The sequence below is a fragment of the Heliomarina sp. genome (assembly GCF_052826185.1).
Window position 1 is genome coordinate 1 of record NZ_JBRBUI010000015.1, and the last position, 15,494, is coordinate 15,494.

The 15,494-nt window shown below is 56.8% G+C and carries 13 protein-coding genes and 4 pseudogenes; 9 read left to right on the forward strand and 8 right to left on the reverse strand.

Annotated features, from left to right (window positions below):
* A partial coding sequence (locus ACU0FH_RS03255) for a Fic family protein (RefSeq protein ID WP_446193337.1) occupies positions 1-885 on the forward strand: 885 nt, incomplete at its 5' end.
* Positions 886-1,097: 212 nt separating this feature from the next.
* Here ACU0FH_RS03255 and repC read toward each other — a convergent pair.
* From repC to ACU0FH_RS03275, 4 genes are all read right to left on the reverse strand, one after another.
* Complete coding sequence (gene repC / locus ACU0FH_RS03260) at positions 1,098-2,153, reverse strand: plasmid replication protein RepC (protein ID WP_184583049.1); 1,056 nt, start codon at positions 2,151-2,153, stop codon at positions 1,098-1,100.
* Between the two features lie 238 nt (positions 2,154-2,391).
* Positions 2,392-3,360 carry a plasmid partitioning protein RepB gene (gene repB, locus ACU0FH_RS03265; RefSeq protein ID WP_322343526.1) on the reverse strand — a complete coding sequence of 323 codons (969 nt, stop codon included), beginning with the start codon at positions 3,358-3,360 and terminating at the stop codon, positions 2,392-2,394.
* Positions 3,360-4,559 carry a plasmid partitioning protein RepA gene (gene repA / locus ACU0FH_RS03270; RefSeq protein WP_009807965.1) on the reverse strand — a complete coding sequence of 400 codons (1,200 nt, stop codon included), beginning with the start codon at positions 4,557-4,559 and terminating at the stop codon, positions 3,360-3,362. Before repA ends, repB begins: the two co-directional genes overlap by 1 nt.
* A 341-nt stretch (positions 4,560-4,900) precedes the next feature.
* Complete coding sequence (locus ACU0FH_RS03275) at positions 4,901-5,809, reverse strand: recombinase family protein (protein WP_184583053.1); 909 nt, start codon at positions 5,807-5,809, stop codon at positions 4,901-4,903.
* A gap of 228 nt (positions 5,810-6,037) precedes the next feature.
* On the opposite strand from ACU0FH_RS03275, the pseudogene ACU0FH_RS03280 reads away from it, so the two are divergent.
* From ACU0FH_RS03280 to ACU0FH_RS03300, 5 genes and pseudogenes are all read left to right on the forward strand, one after another.
* Positions 6,038-7,037 (forward strand): annotated as a pseudogene (locus tag ACU0FH_RS03280) (hypothetical protein).
* Between the two features lie 197 nt (positions 7,038-7,234).
* Complete coding sequence (locus ACU0FH_RS03285) at positions 7,235-7,843, forward strand: L,D-transpeptidase (protein WP_235602562.1); 609 nt, start codon at positions 7,235-7,237, stop codon at positions 7,841-7,843.
* A gap of 83 nt (positions 7,844-7,926) precedes the next feature.
* Positions 7,927-8,505 (forward strand): L,D-transpeptidase, encoded by a 579-nt coding sequence (locus tag ACU0FH_RS03290; protein WP_037941826.1) that lies wholly within the window; start codon positions 7,927-7,929, stop codon positions 8,503-8,505.
* 12 nt (positions 8,506-8,517) lie between these two features.
* A complete protein-coding gene (locus tag ACU0FH_RS03295) occupies positions 8,518-9,252 on the forward strand; it encodes a DsbA family protein (RefSeq protein ID WP_235183692.1) in 735 nt (244 codons plus the stop codon).
* Positions 9,253-9,694: 442 nt separating this feature from the next.
* Positions 9,695-9,973: pseudogene (locus tag ACU0FH_RS03300) on the forward strand (hypothetical protein); the annotation flags it as partial.
* 337 nt (positions 9,974-10,310) lie between these two features.
* Here ACU0FH_RS03300 and ACU0FH_RS03305 read toward each other — a convergent pair.
* Both ACU0FH_RS03305 and ACU0FH_RS03310 read right to left on the reverse strand, forming a co-directional pair.
* Positions 10,311-11,492: a metal transporter gene (locus ACU0FH_RS03305; protein WP_037941822.1), complete on the reverse strand. Its 1,182-nt coding sequence runs from the start codon at positions 11,490-11,492 to the stop codon at positions 10,311-10,313.
* Positions 11,489-12,697 carry a multicopper oxidase domain-containing protein gene (locus tag ACU0FH_RS03310; protein WP_235183691.1) on the reverse strand — a complete coding sequence of 403 codons (1,209 nt, stop codon included), beginning with the start codon at positions 12,695-12,697 and terminating at the stop codon, positions 11,489-11,491. The genes ACU0FH_RS03305 and ACU0FH_RS03310 overlap by 4 nt, the downstream gene beginning before the upstream one ends.
* 116 nt (positions 12,698-12,813) lie before the next feature.
* Between ACU0FH_RS03310 and mntR the strand changes: the two genes are divergently transcribed.
* On the forward strand, positions 12,814-13,266 hold the full coding sequence (gene mntR, locus ACU0FH_RS03315) for a manganese-binding transcriptional regulator MntR (protein ID WP_037941817.1): 453 nt from the start codon (positions 12,814-12,816) through the stop codon (positions 13,264-13,266).
* A 122-nt stretch (positions 13,267-13,388) separates the two neighbouring features.
* Here the strand turns inward: mntR and ACU0FH_RS03320 are convergent.
* A pseudogene (locus ACU0FH_RS03320) lies at positions 13,389-13,759 on the reverse strand (IS5/IS1182 family transposase); the annotation flags it as partial.
* 248 nt (positions 13,760-14,007) lie between these two features.
* Here ACU0FH_RS03320 and ACU0FH_RS03325 point away from each other — a divergent pair.
* Positions 14,008-14,673: a L,D-transpeptidase gene (locus tag ACU0FH_RS03325; RefSeq protein WP_037941815.1), complete on the forward strand. Its 666-nt coding sequence runs from the start codon at positions 14,008-14,010 to the stop codon at positions 14,671-14,673.
* Between the two features lie 25 nt (positions 14,674-14,698).
* On the opposite strand, the gene ACU0FH_RS03330 is transcribed toward ACU0FH_RS03325, so the two are convergent.
* Entirely contained in the window at positions 14,699-14,983 is a 285-nt protein-coding gene (locus ACU0FH_RS03330) for a hypothetical protein (protein ID WP_446193338.1), read from the reverse strand.
* Positions 14,984-15,165: 182 nt separating this feature from the next.
* On the opposite strand from ACU0FH_RS03330, the pseudogene ACU0FH_RS03335 reads away from it, so the two are divergent.
* Positions 15,166-15,494: pseudogene (locus ACU0FH_RS03335) on the forward strand (heavy metal translocating P-type ATPase); the annotation flags it as partial.

A 15,494-nucleotide genomic window follows, 5' to 3' on the forward strand; every position in this document is an offset into this window, starting at 1 on the left:
GAGATGCATCGCAAGGGCACCCTGCCCCGCCCCACATCCGTCGAATTCCTGACTTGGGTCCATAAGAGCTTCTACGACGAGATGCCGGATGAGTTTCGGGTCATCGAACATCCCGACGGCACACAAGAGCCCATCGTTCCGGGACGCATGCGCCAGGATGACGATCGGGAAGTTGCGGTCGGGCGCCACCTACCTCCTTCATCGTCGCGGGTCGCGGCATTCATTGACCATTTCGACAAACGATTTCAGATTGCGGCGCGGTCTTCGAGCGGACGGATCATCGCGATCGCCTCTGCACATCACCGGCTCAACTACATCCACCCTTTCCCAGATGGTAACGGCCGTGTCAGCAGACTGATGTCTCATGCCATGGCCCTCACAGCGGGGATTGGTGGCCAAGGGCTCTGGTCCGTATCACGTGGGCTGGCCCGCGGGCTAACCGGTCGGGGCGAGTACAAACGGATGATGGATCTGGCCGACAGTCCACGCCGCGGAGACCGCGACAACCTGTCAGAAGCGGCACTGAAGACGTTCAGTGAATGGTTCCTAAAGGTGACGCTCGACCAGATCACCTTCTCAGCAAGATTGTTCGATCTTGGCGGACTGGACGAACGGTATCGTCGTCTTGTTGCAGATACCATCGATGACAAGCGCGCACCGGAACTGATCTCGGCGGTTCTTCGGCATGGGGCACTGGAACGAGGCGATGCGCAGATTGTCCTCAAGACATTCAAGCGTACTGCTCGCAACACGCTGAGTAAACTGACCGCCGCCGGATACTTGACTTCCGCCTCGCCGAAGACGCCAGTTCGGTTGGCGTTTCCGTTGGATTATCGAGAGCGGCTCTTTCCAAACCTCTTTGGAGACGGTGACCTCCCACAATAACTTTAGGCATTTAGGGTGTAATGCCTGGCCGCCGATTTCTTCCATGGGCGGCCAGATTTTCATCAAGGCTTGCTCGTGTGTCACTTGTCCACCGCGGTGGACATCTGCTGGTCTGAGATAAACTGAAGAACCACCACGCGCCGCTAGGTGCGTTTGGACAGTTTTGGTTGCCACAAGCGCCGCTTCTCGTTCGAAGTCCACCGCGGTGGACATTAGACAGTTCGCTCATTGTTTTCGGACAGTCGCTTGATCAAAGCTAATGGATCAAATTGGTTTTGCCTTTGACCCAGGGTGATACTGTGAAAATACGCTCCAAAATCCCTGATGCGTTTTCCAAGCTGTAGCATGATGAAGATCGCGCATGACGCTTTCGGAGCTCCTACAGCATTCTTGGCTTTCTCGAAAGTCTCTGGGTGAATGCCCATCATGGGTGCAAGTGTTCGAGCATGGTTTTCAATGTCCAACCAGTTTCTAAGTCTCTTTGTGGAGAACGATGTCGCCTGATCGCAGACTGAGGTCAGCAAGTCTGGTTTCAGGGCCTCAAGGCCTATGTTGCTATCTAAATCTTTTTTTTCTTCTTCAGACTTAGATTGATGCCGGACAGTTTGTCCGTCATTGGCGGGCAATTCCATAGTTTCAGGCGGGTCATCCGGGGTAGTCAAACTCTGGTATTCTGCATCTGTATTGGCGAGCAGAGCGTGGTATTCGGGGAGGCTCAGCTTCCTGCGTAGAGCTTTCCGTGCGTGGTTGATGAATGCGTTGCTAGGATCGTGCTCTTCCAAATGGGCGAGCTTTGTAAGGATCTGTTTGCGGACAAATATCCGATCTCGCCGGTTATTCTCCATCTCTTGCGCGATGGCTATAAGCTCGCTCGCACGTTGGAGCAGGGGGGTGAGAGACAATCCATAACTGATGCACTCCCCGCCGGATGAGCGAACGCGGTAGCGCTTTCGGTTCGAGCTGTCATTGCGCTTGATGAATCCGAGTTCAACGAAGCGGTTGATGTGCCTCCGGAGTGTCCGTTCGTCGATTCCGCCAACGCGCTGGCAAAGTGAATTGTTAGACGCAAAAACCGTTTCGCCATGGCCAGGTTTCAGAAAACTGAGCATTGCTTGAAGTGTCTGTATGTGGCCAGGACGTAGACCAAACACGCTGCGTGCATCTCTCAAGGCCCTGAAGATGGTCCAGACGTCGGTTTCAGATGGGGGAAATGAGCCGCGGGTTGCATCAGCACCTGCGGCTTCGATCGAGAGTTTTGTAAATGCCATGGCTTGTTCACGACGACCGTTCGGCCCACAACTTCCCCGTCTCTTTCCTCGAATTTTCGCGGAAAAAGGCAAAAAATATCAGTCCACCGAATCGGTGACTCTTGACCGGTATGCTGGAGGTTGCTACATCAAAGATGCTAATCAGATGATGAGGGCTCTCCAGGGGAAACTTTGGGGGGCTCTTTTCTATCGGGTCTTCGCTTTTCTCCTCTGCTCGTGTTGCTCTGTGTGGCCTGGGTTAGGACCCAGAGCCTCTCTCATTCCGCCACTGTACGAAGAGTTGCAAAAGCGTAGCTTCCGCGTGCTCTTCGAGCCATCGGCCGAATTCTGGATTGTCCTTCTTGGTGACCTTGAGCGCGATCGCCTTCTCATCGATTGTCAGCGTGCCCAATGAACTGCCGTTCTCATCATTGATGACCGAAGTCAGCCCACGATTGGGCGGCTTCTTGTCGCTACGTGCTTTGCTCGAGCAAGCCGAATAGACCGCTTGGAACTTTTCGGAACTAGGAGTGTCGTCGGGCAGGGCGGCGAGCGCCTCTTTGGCGATGTCCACCAAATCTACCTTCACCGACAAGGCAGCTAGATCACCCCACTGCCGTCGTCCGATCCCATGTGCTGGCCCGATGAGTTGAACAAAACCGTCTGGCAGTTGATCCATGACGACCCTGTGGTTGGATACGCCTTGCCGGGTCAGACCTAGAGCATCTTGAATGACACCGGGTTTGTATCCGGATTCTTGCATCTCTTTGATAAAAAGAGACTTTTCTATAAAAGACGGATCAAGCCTGAGGTTGTTCTCCTGGCCTTGAGCGATCAGAGATGCGTCATCGTCCAAGGTTCGAACAATTGCCTTGACCGTTCCACCGACCTTACGGATCGCCGCAAGCCTGCGGCGGCCGTAGATGATGCGGTATCTGTCCGGTTGGGCTGATGGACGGACCATGATGGGCACTTGTTGGCCATGCTTGCGAATGCTCTCGGCCAACTCATCGATACTGGAATCTTCCAGCACCAACCGATCGCGCAGCCCATCCATGTCAATCTGATCGGGTTCGATATCGCGAATCGAGTTTGCTGTGATCTCGCGCAAAGAGTCGCGCAATCCTCCAACAGATCCCGGCAGCTTTGCCGCTTTTGGCGGGGTAGGGGAGGGGGCTCCGCTCTCCGTCTCATTCCTTGGAGGCTGGTTGAAGATGTTTCGGGCCATCAGCGACGCCCCCATGCCATTTGGATCGTCTGCTCTAGCTCATCGCCAACGCCATTCACGCTGGTCAGGGCGCGATCAATTGTCTTTCTGATGAATTGGCTTGGATCGACTTCGTAGACGGTCTGCTGGGTCATCCCCGCGTCGGAGATCGCCGTAGACTTCAGCATCGGCTCTGTCATGACCTGACCTGCCAGAATTGATCTCAGGTAGCCTGCCATTTGGGTCTGCGGACCGTCCGACGGTTCATATCTGGTAATCAGGAACTTGACAAAATCCCATGTGACACGCCGACCGATGGCTTCCTCCACGGCCTTGACCGTTTCTGAAGCAAGCTTCAGGAATTGGCTCATGGATGCGATGTCAAGCATGCCAGGTACCACGGTAACCAAAAGCCCCGTCGAGGCTGCCAGCGCAGTCAGGGTTAGAAACCCAAGCTGAGGCGGGCAGTCGATCAGGACGATGTCGTAGTTTGCCTCAACCTCTTCAAGCGCCAAGGCGAGGCGCTCTGCAAAGATGGGCTGTACGCGACGGGCGAGAGCGTTTGCGGTCTCGGTTTCATACTCCGAGAGCATCAAACCGGCGGGCACCATGTCGAGCTTATGGAAGTAGGTCTTTTGGATGACGTTCGAGAGAGGAACTTGGTCCTCATATCTCAAAGCATCATAGATTGTGCCGCCATCGGCGAACTCAAGCTCGGGCCGAAAGCCGAAAAACGTGGTCAAACTTGCTTGCGGATCGAGGTCTAGGACCAGCACGCGGTAACCGCGCAAGGCATACCTTTGCGCAAGATGAATCGTTGCAGTAGTCTTTGATGAACCGCCTTTGAAGTTGACGACGGATATCACCTGGAGACGATCGCCATCACGTCGACCTGGGCGGTAGCTTTCTGCGTTCTTTCCAGTGCGTCCAAGAACATCGCGCAACTCATCAATCTCTTGGGCTGTGTAGAACCGGTGTCCGCGGTTGTCTGTATGCACTTCCGGGAAGCTGCCGTCCTTGTGCCGGTTGCGCAGGTTGGATGTGCTTACGCGCAGGAGGCCGGCGACTTCGGTGGAACTGAAGCGGCGTAGGGACTTTCGTTCTTCGGGTTCGAAAGCGATCTTCATCTGGCGATCCAAAGACTCAGCCAGATTGTCGGCAAATGCTCCGATATCGGAAGAGCCTATGCCTTGCGTGTATCCAATGTTACGATCATCCATGTCCTGCCGCCCACTCTCGGCCACTGTTGAGGCTCTTAGTCATTCTGACGGTGTACAGCGTGTCTGACGCGTTTTGCCGTCAGAATGGGAATGCCACGATCCAGTGAGTCCGGCAAGAAGAATCTAAATGTAGTGCGAAAGTTATCCACAGCACCTATAGGTGTTGTCGTGTAAAAAACTCAGCAAGTCATTGATATAGATATATTAAATGCAGATCTAACCAAATCGAACCGCTACTCAGTTGAGTTGGCACATTAGCAGCTAACCCCAAGCAACTAATGGCACTTTCTGCCTCCTGCGGAGTTTTCTCCCGGTGAAATTTTTTGGATTCGGGTCAGAAGCTACATCTGATTTTGGCTCGATTCGTACGGCATGAGGCCAAGTCGTTCCGCCCGCTCCAACAGCATTTTCACAGAAGACGGCTGCCATCTTGTTCGGCCACGAGGCGTGCGTTCGCGCATCGCTTCCAGCCGGGTGCAGATCGCCTGAAGCGTGATGTCGGGGTCCGCGCCCTTGATGCCGGCGACGATGGCGGGCAGACGGTCGTCGGTTTCGCGGCGCCCGGCGCGGGCTAGCACCTCGGCCGGCAGGAAGCCGTCGCCGACATAGGCCTTCACAGCGCGCAAGAGACGGCTTTGGGTCCAGCGACGCGCCTCGGGCAAGGGGCCGTTGATGATGCGCACCACGTCTTCCCAGGCCAAGTCGGGTCGCAACCGGCGCACATGGGGAACCCAATCTTGTGCCGTCTCGTTCAGATGCTCCATGTAGCCGTCTTGTCGCGCCAGCCGTACTTTGCGAAGAGCAGCAGGGTCTTTGGCCCGCAGTCCAGGGTTCCCGCCGACCCGGCCCTTGGTACGGGCGCTCGCCAGCCCCGCCTTGGTACGTTCCCGGATCAGCGCCCGCTCGAACTCGGCCGCGGCGCCCAGAACCTGCAGCGTGAACTTGCCTTGCGGGGATCCGGTGTCGATCGGGTCCTGAATGGAACGAAAGAACGCCCCCTTGGCCTCCAACCGTTCGATCACCTCGAGAAGGTGCGACAGAGACCGTGCGAGCCGGTCGATCCGTACGACAACCAGCGTGTCGCCCTTGCTAATGCGCTCCAGCAAGCGGGCAAGCACCGGCCGGGCACGATTGCCGCCTGAGGCGTGCTCTTCGAAGATCTCGACGCATCCCGCAGTTTGCAGGGCCTCAGACTGGGGCAGGGGGGTCTGATCCTCTGTGGATACGCGCGCATAGCCTATCAGGGGCATGAAAATCGGCCGTTTGCAATTTCATATACCGTTACTAAACGACCATTTGTAAACGAATGCAATCAAGCGTTCTCTCGTCGGGCTGGGCCACAATCCCTTGGTTTCCTTGCGCTGTGCGCGAACTGAGAGGTTCCGCCGGCAGTCGAGTGCGCGTACTATATAAAGGGCGCAGGCAGCTGCCAAAAAAAACGCTTGGGTAATGTGCAAGAAATCAGTCTTTTTGTGCACATGAAGACGCAAGCCTCTACTTTTACCGATGATTACGACGAACCCCTTATCACCATCCAGGAGGATGAAGAGGCTCACGAAGACGATCTCTGGTTTCTGCGTAGGTTACTTGAAGAAGAACCGGATGATTTGCCTCCAGGGCCACGGGCGGAACCGCCCGACACTGCTGTCGTCGAAGTCTGGGCAAAAGCAGAAGGCGTTCACGCTGCGCGACTGGCAAGAGTGGCTGGACGCTTGGGAGCTCTGGATGACTGGCTGCTGCGTGGCCCGGAAGGCTGGCGGCATCGCCTTGCTCTTATTGAGGCAGCGGACCTCAGCTGGTTCGCAGGGGATCGGGTGAGTTCTGATCGTCTGGCGCTCTGGATATCGATGCGGCTGTCAGGTGCACAGGATGACCTAAATGCACTGGCAAGAGTTGCATGGGCTGTTCGGCGCCTAACAGGCGGTCCTGGGCCGAAAGCTGACTTGGCCGCCTTCCTGGACCGTCGCGATCCCGAGAACACTGGAGACAGCGCTGAGCGTTTCGAGGATCGCGCGGGTGGGTGGCTGGACCTCATGGCAGCCGCAAAGGGTCTCCACCCGATCACACGGGCGTGCATGGGGTATAACCTGTGGAGCTTGGCGGGCCTCGGACGCCACGGCGACCAGATCGAAGCTACCGTCACCGCGTCCAGGGTCGCGACCAGCGATGGAAGCGGTGCCATCTTCGCGCCGCTCGCTATGGCTGGGGCCGGGGGGGTGCGCGTTTCGGGCTTGCCACCCGAACGTTTGGCCCGCTGGTTGGATGGGATGAGCAGCGCAATTATCTGGCCGCACACCGGTTGCCTTGTGAAAGGTTTTCACGGAATGGCCCTTGGTCTCCGCCCCGATGGCTGAGGCCATGACCGGAGCCAGCCGCGCCGCCGTTCAGCGCAATCTCGCCTGGATGGAGGCAAGCGGTTTGATCCGCGAGGTGGCGGGGCACGGGAGATGTCGCATGTGGAAAGCTGACTTAGTATAGGTCATTTGTCGAGGCTGACACAGGCTTGACCTGCCACGCTTTAGCGCCGCCCCAGATGATCGTTTAAGCCACTTTCCGTTCGAATGCTACAGGGCTTTTCCAGCCCAAAGCGTTCGTTCGCTGTTCGTCTCACGTTTTTGTGACAATTGATCGCTTGAAGCTCCAGTGGGTGAAGGTTGTAAACAGACGAAAGAGGCATGACCGAAGGGTTGATCATGAAGCTAATTAAAGACTCATCTTTCTCACGTCGCGGAGCGCTGCTCGGTGCGGCCGCAAGTGGGGTGTTCCTAGGAGCAGGCGTTGCAACCGCGCAAACCACAGCACCACTTGGTACACCACCAGTGCGCCGCAATATTTCATCCTTCAGCACCTCAAACTGGCGGGATCACTTCGAAAATCTAAACCACGGTGCAATCCTGTGCGACATTGATTCCCGAGCGGTGCAATATTGGTCAGAGGATGAAAGTGTTTATAAGCTGTATCCGTCGAGCGTTCCGGAATCCGAAGAACTGACAAAACGCGGATACACTAGCGTTATCAAGAAAGTGGAAGGACCAAGCTGGCGCCCAACTCCTTCGATGAAGATCCGCAACCCGGATTGGCCAGACTATTTTCCACCCGGTCCTGACAACCCCTTGGGCACACACGCCCTCTACCTTTCATGGCAATATTACCGCGTCCACGGAACGGGGGACACGCGGAAAATTGGCCGCCAATCGTCGAACGGATGCATCGGCCTTTACAACGAACATATCAAAGAACTGTTCGCTTTGGCTGAGGTAGGAACACAAGTGAAATTATTTTGATCGCGCACTTAGCATGACTTGTTAAAGTCTTTTCTCGTGTACTGGCGTTCATTCAACGTTCACCTTTCGAAAGCCACAGCTTCATGAATCGAAGAAAATTCCTCCTTGCCGCCGGGGCTGCTGGCGCTTTGACCAGTCAGCCAGTTTCAGCCCATGTAGTGCTGCCAAAGTATGATTTACCGCCGGAGTATTTACCCCAAGTAGTGAGCATTCCAGAGGGCTCCGCTCCATACGAAATCCATGTTGTTCCAAGCCAGTTTGCCCTGTTCTGGACCCAACCCGATAATACTGCAATTCGCTACACCGTCGGGATCGGTCGTCCGGGTCTTTATGAGGCAGGTGAATTCTATGTGGGGGCAAAGAAAGAATGGCCCAGCTGGACACCGACCCCGGGCATGTTGCGTCGTGAACCGAAGAAATATGGACCGTTTCGGAATGGAATGCCTGGCGGTCTGAGCAACCCTCTAGGCGCGCGGGCCCTCTACCTCTTTCAACCGGGACGCGGGGATACCTTTTTGCGTGTGCATGGCACTAATGACCCAAGCACTATTGGCCGTGCCGTTTCAAACGGATGCGCCAGATTGGTGAACGATCAGATTGTCCAGTTTTATGATATGGTTCCGCTGGACACGCGTGTGATCCTGTACCCCGCAACTTTCTAGGAAGAATTTAAGATGTCACTAGCGCGACGCGACCTGTCAAAAATTATACTTGCAACAGTCTTCGCAGCATTTTCTTTCACTACTGTGGCCGCGCAAGAACTCAATGAGGCAGATATTAAGCGTCTGGCGCTTGAAGCGATCTTGGAAAAACCCGAAATTCTGATCGAAGCGCTTTCAATCCTACAAGAACGTGAAAATGCAGCACTTGTTGAAGCGCAGTCTACAGCTTTAACTGAATTGCGCGACGACTTCGAACAGAACGCTCCTATCTTCGGAAATCTGGATGGTAGCGTCACGCTAGTCGAATTTTTTGACTATAACTGTGGATATTGCCGCCGCGCAGCACCTGAAGTCAAAGCCGTGCTGGAGACAAGCAAGGATGTCCGCATTGTTTATCGTGAATTCCCGATCCTAGGGCCCGGTTCCGAAATTGCAGCGCGCGCGTCACTTGCCGCGAGAAACCAAGGTAAATATCAGCAGTTTCACGAGGCAATGATGGCATTGAACGGACAAGCCTTTGAAGCAAGCGTTATGGAAGTTGCAGGCGATGTGGGGCTCGATCTCGAAGTTTTGAAAACAGATATGCAATCAGACCTAGTGAACGATCACATTGCTGCCTCTCTGCGTCTGGCAGAAGCTTTGCGTATAACTGGAACGCCGACGTTCGTATTGGGTGATGAAATAATCCCCGGTGTGATCGAGCGCGGCACCCTTCTTGAAAAGATTGCAGCCCTCGTCCCCGAGTGAAACGGACGACGATTGTGAAATCGGACCTTAAATTCCTTGACCTTCCACCTGCTGGACCCTCTATCTCTGTAGTTGTCCGGAGCAAGAGGTCTCAATATCGAAAGCGAAAAGTCATTCACGTCCGGCATTCAAAAGATGAATTGTTCATCTTGTATTGGCCATGTGGAAAAGGCTTTGAGCTCGGTATTGGGTTTCTCTGAGACGCACGTAAATCTGGTGTCACGTAGCCCTTACTTGTGAGATGAGAAATTCAACGAGATCAACGGCTGTCCTTTGCCCCTACTAAATATGAGATTTTGCTTTTAGCTCCGATATTCTTGCCCTTAATCTAAAGATAGAGTTCACAGACTTGTGCGGCAGATATCGATGGAAAATGATGGCGTCGACTCCGTTGCCGATAGTGATGAAGAGGTGCGCTGGCGATTGACGTCGCAACGCCGATATGGAAATAGCATGCCTGACCGCGATGCGGCAACTCGACGACATCCAGGCATGGTCAGCGCGGGCGGAAACCATGATGGCCCCGCTTTCTGGCAAGACACCACCAGCATTGCGCGCGGTGCTGACCGAATGGCCCGTCGTCTCCGCTCCAATAGCCGAGACCCTGACCGGTGCCAGCCGCGGCACCGTCCAGCGCAACCTTGCTTGGATGGAAGCACAAGGTCTAATCTGCGAGGTGACCGGAACGGAGTGTTTCCGCATGTGGCGGGCCATGCCATGAAACACATCTAAAGAAGCACTCGTTTTGGTGTGTAGCATCTGTTGCTGGTTTAACGGAGGCCCAGAATTGTGACAGAACAAAAATATGAGACAGTACATTTCGACGTGCGGCTCAGCAATAGTGGTCAGATGGGTTTGCAGTGTTTTCACCTATCTGTGATATCCAGGTGGATCCTCTAGTCCCTCTAGCCTCAAATTCTTCATTTTGAAATCACGAAAGAATAAGTCTCTTGGGCGCACAAACTGAGGCACGAAAATAGCGATCTCCCCGTGGACAGACGGGGTCAGTTTATCGAGCTGGGCGACCGCCCCATGAGGCCGAAACAGCCGATCACCGCTCAGATTTTGATCAATGCTGCCGTCGCGTACATGAATGCGATGCCGCCCAGAAACCCGACCAGTACGACTGGTGACATCAGCGCTGCCTGCCTGTCGGCGTTTTGACGGACAAGGTAGGCGCTGACCTCGACCATGACTTGCAGGATCGCACCCGCTCCGACGGCGAGTGCCAGTGCCGACCATTGCGGCGCATAGGCAAGGCTGCCCGCCCACATTCCGAGGATGGCCGGGCCACCGGCGAGCAGGGTCAGGGCGGCAAACGTCCAAAGGTTCGGCCGGGCACGAAGCATCGGGGCGGCGATGCCGATGCCCTCGGTGACATTGTGTAAGGCAAAGCCTAGGACGAGGAAAGTTCCAAGCCCCGCCGATCCGGCGGCGAATGCGCCGCCGATTGCCAGCCCTTCGCCGAAGTTGTGAAGCCCGATCCCAAGGGCGATGTAGAACGCAAGCGCGATGCCTTCCGGATTGCCGCGCCATCGCCCGATAGCCATCAATAGAAGAAAGCTTGCAAGCGCCGACAGCCAGACCATGGCAGAACCTTGGAATATCGCGGCCGCTTCTGCCGATAGCTCCAGTGCCTCGGATATGGTGTCGATCAGCAGGAAGGCCAGCAACCCGACCGTCAGCGCCAGCAGAAAGTTCATTCCCCTTCGCCCGACGCCCTTCATGGCCGGATAGAACATCAGGCCAAGCGCTACCGGCAAAAGGCCGACGATCGCCCCGATCACCGCCTGGAGCCGAAGTTGCCCCCAGGTGGGACTTGGCGTCGAGACGGCGACCCCGATCTCATGCCCGAAGGTCGCGCCCGTGTTGGTCAGCAGGTTGACGTGATGGGCCTCGCCGAGAACCCACGGATAGGGAATTCGCAACCAGACCGCTTCGCCCCGGGCAATCGGCCCCGCGGGCTCCTGCGTGAAGGTCCAGTAGGCGTCGTCCACTGCGACTTGCGCGACCACCATTGCTTCCGATCCGCCGGCGCGCACCCTGAGCGAAATCCCCGACCCGTCAAGGATCGTCCGTTCGACGGTCAGCGCCTCAACCGGGGGCGCGCCGTTATTGAAGCCGCGAAGGGGATCGAGCGACGCAATCCAGACAAAGGCGCCCAGCATGGCAGCCAGTGGCGCTAGCACCAGAAGCAGGCGGGTCTTCGGCGGGCGGCTGTGTTGGGTCTGATCGGTCATGCTCCGGCCTCCCGCACGTCGAAAAAGCCCATCCAGCCAAGTTCGGTGAACTCGGCCTGGTGGGCATGGAACATGTACAACCCATCCTCGTGATCGGCGAAGCTGAACTCGAGGATGCCGCGCTGCGCCTGACACTGCATAATCACATCGACCGTGCGCAGGGTCGGCGTGAGCTGGGTGCCGGTGTCGTAATAGTCGAAGAAATTCCCATGCAGGTGGAACGAGTTGATCGGATCGAACTCGGTCGCATTCATGAGGTAGATACGTACCGGGCGCGACTTGTCGATCCGGATCGGCGCGTTCATGTAAGCTTGGCCGACCGTGTTTACCGCATAGACCTCGTTCTCACCATCGAAATTGGTGTCAAAGCCGTTCATCACCATCGCCAGTTCCTGCCATTCGGCGTTTTCCGGGCTGCCCAGCACACGCGACGCCGCAACGGCCGCAAATTCGGGGTGGCGCGCCGGATCTGGATCGACCACGAACAGGCCGTACATGCCCTTGTGCATGTGCCGTTTCAGCGGCAGCGCGTGGCAATGATAGAGATGACAGCCGAAGGGCTTGGCATCGAACTCATAGACGAACTCCTCGCCCGGATCGATCAGCCCGGCGCCTTGAACGCCGTCCATTCGCGCCGAGTGAATGCCGTGAAAATGCATGGAATGCGGGTGTGACCCGAGGTTGCGAAAGACGATCCTCAGTCGTTCGCCCTCCTTCGCTCGCAGGGCGGGGCCTGGCACGCGGCCGTTGAACGTCCAGGCGGGAAAGAAAACGCCGGGAGCGATCTCGATCTCCACGTCGATGGCGTCCACCTCGAACGTTCGCAACGTGCGCCCATCCGGCAGGACTTCGGTGCGACCGATCTCCCAGTCGGTCAGCATGGCCGTCGGGTCGAACCCGTTCCGGGCGTGGTCGACCTGGCCGACCATCGTCATGTTGCCATGCGCCATGCCACTGTCATGGGCCGAATACGGATCGACCGCCCCGCCGGGCATAGCATGCCCCGCCATCGGGTCGGGCGTTGCCTGGGATTGCGCGCGGCTCGCGGCCACGGCCGCTCCGCCGGCAGCCACCAGACCGCCGACCAACAACGCGCGTCGCGACGCCGATACTGGCTCCGTGACCATCGCAGGTGGCGCTGTGGGCCGAGATGTCTCCACGGCGGACGACACATCGCGCCCTCGCTTGCTGGTATCGACAGGCATGGACGTTGTCCCCTCAGATGACACGCAGGCCAAAGTCCCGGCGCAAAAAGTTAGCTTCGGCTAATAATCATCGCTTAGGCTTTACGAGTCAATCCCGATCGTGCGAGGGTGACGGCATGACGGATGATGAGAACCTTGATCCAACCGAGGCAGAGGCACGTGCGGTCGAATCCCGCGCCGAGGCCTTCATCGGTGTGCGCGAAGCGCGGCGCAGCGAAGTGGCGGAAGATTATGTCGAACTGATCGCCGAACTCATCCACGAGAACGGCGAGGCCCGGCCGGTCGATATCGCGACACGGATGGGCGTGACTGCGCCGACGGTCGCAAAAACACTTGGCCGTCTGGCGCGGGACGGCTTGATCACCCGTGCGAAGTATCGCTCGGTATTTCTGACCGAGGAAGGCCGGGCGCTCGCCAAGGAATGCAGGCACCGCCACGAGATCGTCTTGCGGTTTCTCCTGAGCCTCGGGCTCGACCCCGAGACGGCTGAACGCGATGCCGAAGGCATCGAGCACCATGTCAGCGAACGGACGCTTGCGCTGTTCGCGGCGTTTTCCCAGCGGTCATAGTCGGGTGGTTGCCGTTGAAGTAAGCGGGTTGACCTTAGACTTTAACTTACCAATCGAGGGGTCCTCGATGCAATGTTCTACAAATAGGCTGATAGGCGGTGTTAACCATTCTCCGGACGGACTTATTCCAAAGCTTCTGTGACGGGGATGCCAAGGGCGGTGTAGCTGTTGACGACTGCTAAGCGGAACTGAAGCTTCGCACCATGGCGGCCAAAGTCCGACGCGATGAGCGGCTGACCAAGCAGTTTCACACATTGCATCTTCGTCTCGGCGCGGCTTCGGCGGGGATAACCGCTCCATTGTCGCCAGAGCGCACAGCCCAGAGACTGCGATGCCCGTATGGCCTAATTACGAGCCGCCGCTACAGCTATGATCTCCATCCAAGCTTTGCGTTCTTACGGGGCGAAATAACGGAATGAGAGCCGGAGATGGCATCGTAGTATTTGCGAGTGGCGTAAGTTCCGTGTGCCGTGACGCTCCCGATCTCATGGTCGCGATATCGAAGCCGCTGTGCCTAAATTTCCAGACAATCTGCGATTTCACGAAGTGTCGCTGCGCAACTTCGGACCAGGTATCGTGCGAGCAGTTTTCTCCTCCCAAGCAAACTGGAAACTGCCAGGATCGCATGTTTGCTCACGAAAATTTGCCCTTGAACCTCTAGCCACTAGAAGTCCTATCTATTCAATGAGAACACATACCGTTCTTGCCATCAATCGCCGGCGGGAACCGAAAGGGTACAAAATGCTGACAAGACGACACTTCATTCAGACAACAACGGCGCTTTTTTCGGTGACCGGTCCCGGTATGGCTTTTGCCGACACTTGGCCCACCGAGGCTCAGAAGGCTGAATGGGACGCACAGGTGACGCCTCAGGATTATGTTGCCGAGACTTCCAACCCATGGGGATTGCACCCGCGGTTCCTACCGCAACGTGTGGTCGCGAAGGCCGGTCTCGTGCCGGGAGATATCCATGTCGACGCGGTCGCACGATATCTCTACCACATTGAAGAGGGTGGAACCGCGATGCGCTACGGCGTGGCGATCGCGCGGGGGAACCTCTACGAGCCGGGTGTCTATACAATCAAGCGCAAGGTCAGGTGGCCGCACTGGCAACCGACACAGAGCATGATCAATCGCGACCCCGAACTTTATGCTGACATTGCCGATGGCATGGAACCGGGACCGGAAAACGCGCTTGGATCAAGGGCGCTGTATCTTTACGTCGGGGATCGCGATACCCTTCTGCGCATCCATGGCACTCCGAGCCCACGGAGTATCGGTGGCCGCGCAAGTTCGGGCTGCGTACGGATGGTTATGGCCCATATCAATGACCTTTACCCGAACGTCGAGACCGGCTCTACGGCCTATCTTTACTCGGCGGAGGACAGCGTGACTGCCCGCAGCTAAGCCAAGCAGCGGTCGGCAAACGTAATTAAGTTTCGCGAGGGGTGCAGATACGATTGCCGTTCGCCGTGCGCAGCGGCAGCAAGGTTGTTTCTACGGGGCCGCTGTGTTCGTACCAGTAGCACCCGTCTTCCGGTACCAAGCGCGCAGTTGCAACATCCTGATCCGGGGCAGCCATTGCAATCACGGCTTCGGGAACGTTGCCCCCCTGTTTTGCCACGTCGCCCGGTCCAGTCGGCTGGACTGCGCACCCGGCCGTGAGCGACAGCGCCACTGCGACCATCATTTTTTGCTTCAGAATCAAAACCCGCATCAAGCTTCCTTTCATGTCTGTTTTTCTTTGCAGCGGCTGTTCATGCCTCAAGGCGTGATGGAGCCGGTCACCGCATCCTCTAGCAATAAATCAAACTGAAATACCACCGTATTTTGCTCTTGAAGCTCTAGCTACTGTAGGGGCTATTTCATGGTAAAGCACCCGAATCCAGAGGTCCATTCATGCCGTCCGACACCCATCGTCACGACCACGATCACGCCGAAGATGCCCAGACAAGCGGCGGCAGCTGCTGCGGGAGCGCCAGAACGTGCGGCGACACCGTTCCGGCGACCCCCGCGCCAGCGGGCGGGCGCAGTTTTCAGGTGTCCGGCCTCGATTGCGCCGAGGAGGTAGCAATCCTGAACAAGGTGGTCGGCCCGAAGATCGGCGGGGCCGAACATCTTGCGTTCGACGTGATCAATGGACGGATGACTATTCTCGACAGCGCCAAGAGTGTATCGGACGGCGAAATTGCAGAACTGGTCGCAAGCACCGGCATGACCGCCAAGCC

What these genes read in the sequence shown, in the direction of transcription:
- repC (WP_184583049.1), bottom strand. Translation starts at nt 2,153, where the DNA reads ATGGCATTTACAAAACTCTCGATCGAAGCCGCAGGTGCTGATGCAACC.
- repB (WP_322343526.1), bottom strand. Translation starts at nt 3,360, where the DNA reads ATGGCCCGAAACATCTTCAACCAGCCTCCAAGGAATGAGACGGAGAGC.
- repA (WP_009807965.1), bottom strand. Translation starts at nt 4,559, where the DNA reads ATGGATGATCGTAACATTGGATACACGCAAGGCATAGGCTCTTCCGAT.
- ACU0FH_RS03275 (WP_184583053.1), bottom strand. Translation starts at nt 5,809, where the DNA reads ATGCCCCTGATAGGCTATGCGCGCGTATCCACAGAGGATCAGACCCCC.
- ACU0FH_RS03285 (WP_235602562.1), top strand. Translation starts at nt 7,235, where the DNA reads ATGACCGAAGGGTTGATCATGAAGCTAATTAAAGACTCATCTTTCTCA.
- ACU0FH_RS03290 (WP_037941826.1), top strand. Translation starts at nt 7,927, where the DNA reads ATGAATCGAAGAAAATTCCTCCTTGCCGCCGGGGCTGCTGGCGCTTTG.
- ACU0FH_RS03295 (WP_235183692.1), top strand. Translation starts at nt 8,518, where the DNA reads ATGTCACTAGCGCGACGCGACCTGTCAAAAATTATACTTGCAACAGTC.
- ACU0FH_RS03305 (WP_037941822.1), bottom strand. Translation starts at nt 11,492, where the DNA reads ATGACCGATCAGACCCAACACAGCCGCCCGCCGAAGACCCGCCTGCTT.
- ACU0FH_RS03310 (WP_235183691.1), bottom strand. Translation starts at nt 12,697, where the DNA reads ATGCCTGTCGATACCAGCAAGCGAGGGCGCGATGTGTCGTCCGCCGTG.
- mntR (WP_037941817.1), top strand. Translation starts at nt 12,814, where the DNA reads ATGACGGATGATGAGAACCTTGATCCAACCGAGGCAGAGGCACGTGCG.
- ACU0FH_RS03325 (WP_037941815.1), top strand. Translation starts at nt 14,008, where the DNA reads ATGCTGACAAGACGACACTTCATTCAGACAACAACGGCGCTTTTTTCG.
- ACU0FH_RS03330 (WP_446193338.1), bottom strand. Translation starts at nt 14,983, where the DNA reads ATGCGGGTTTTGATTCTGAAGCAAAAAATGATGGTCGCAGTGGCGCTG.